The following is a 1529-nucleotide window of genomic DNA, read 5'->3' as shown; positions in this document are numbered from 1 at the left end:
GCAATTTTTCGTCCTTGTCGTAATATTGATAGACCCCGGGAGATTCCGGGAGCGTAGAAATTTGCAATATCACAGATGCTTCGGCCATACCTCAAAGATACTTGCAATTTTGTTTTTTTGAAGCGCTTTGAAGTTTCAATTAGTGTTAAAAATGAGCTAAATGAACATTCTAAACTTCTTGTCGGTTTGTCGTTTTAATTTTTTATTACATTGCAAGGGTTAAATTCACTTTATGAATATTGCCATATTATCGCGTGGTGGTGGTCTCTACTCTACCAAAAGCCTTTTACGAGCCGGGGAGGCGAGAAATCACACCATGGAAGTCTTAGATCCCGATCATTGTGAGCTTTTAGTTGAAAATGGTACGGCAATCTTAAACTATCAAGGTGATATGGTAGATGACCTACATGCGGTTATACCACGGATTGGAGCTTCCAACACCTATTTCGGGGCAGCCTTAGTGCGACATTTTGAGTCCATGGGGGTATTCACGGCCGTCACGGCCGACGCCATTGTCAAATCGCGAGATAAGTGGACTAGTTTTCAAATTTTAACACAGGCAGGTGTTGCCGTTCCCAAAACCATGTTGGCACATGCTATCAATTATGAAGAACAACTTAGAAGTTTTGATGGAAACCCGCTAATTATAAAACTATTGGAGGGTACACACGGACATGGAGTCATTCTGGCGCAAACCTATCAAACTGCTTTGGCTACTGTCGAAACCCTTCAAACGGCCGGTGTTAAGTTTTTGCTTCAGGAATTTATTTCAGAATCTAATGGAGCAGACATAAGGGCCATTGTAGTTGATGGCGTTGTAGTAGCAGCGATGAAACGACAGTGTAAGGAGGGGGATTTTAGATCGAATTTACATCGCGGAGGAACTTCCGAAGTGATTACATTAGGCTATGAAGAAGAAAGCCTCGCGCTTAGGGCTGCAAAAGCACTTCGCTTAGGCGTCTGTGGTGTAGATATTCTACAATCTAGTAGAGGTCCCTTGGTGTTGGAAGTAAATTCAACTCCCGGTTTGGAGGGTATTGAAACCGCAACCGGGAAAAATATTTCAAAAAGTATCATTGGATATTTAGAGCGTAATAAGTAAGTCAACTTGCGCCTAAGTATACCAACTTCATCGAAACAGACTGGCATTTTAGTATCTTGCACCAATAAAACTGATTGCATTGAAAAGAAAAATAGGAAGAGTTGACAAGGCAGATTTCCCCCTGCTAAATTTATTTGATGTCGAGGTAAAAATAGACACAGGTGCTTATACCTCTAGCATCCATTGCAAAAATGTGGTGGTCGTTGACAACTATTTGAAATGTGTCTTTCTAGATGAAGAACATCCGGCCTATCACGAAAAGGAATTTGTTTTTGACCGCTACGATGTAAAAGTGGTAAAAAGCAGTAATGGTCAAATACAGGCACGATACCGAATTTTAACCGAAATAATCTTATTTGGAAAAACCTATCCTATCTTTTTAACACTGAGTGATCGAGAAGAAATGCGCTATCCGGTACTTATAGGG

2 protein-coding genes are annotated in these 1529 nt (G+C 40.9%); both read left to right on the top strand.

Features of this window, described 5'->3' with window-relative positions:
• Positions 1-232 precede the first annotated feature (232 nt).
• Entirely contained in the window at positions 233-1102 is an 870-nt protein-coding gene (locus K8F54_RS13755) for a RimK family alpha-L-glutamate ligase (RefSeq protein ID WP_290791874.1), read from the top strand.
• A 79-nt stretch (positions 1103-1181) separates the two neighbouring features.
• On the top strand, positions 1182-1529 hold a 348-nt coding region (locus K8F54_RS13750), incomplete at its 3' end, for a RimK/LysX family protein (RefSeq protein WP_290791872.1).

This window comes from Altibacter sp. (assembly GCF_019913785.1).
Classification (GTDB): Bacteria; Bacteroidota; Bacteroidia; order Flavobacteriales; family Flavobacteriaceae; genus Altibacter.
This window is presented reverse-complemented; position numbering and strand designations above follow the sequence as displayed.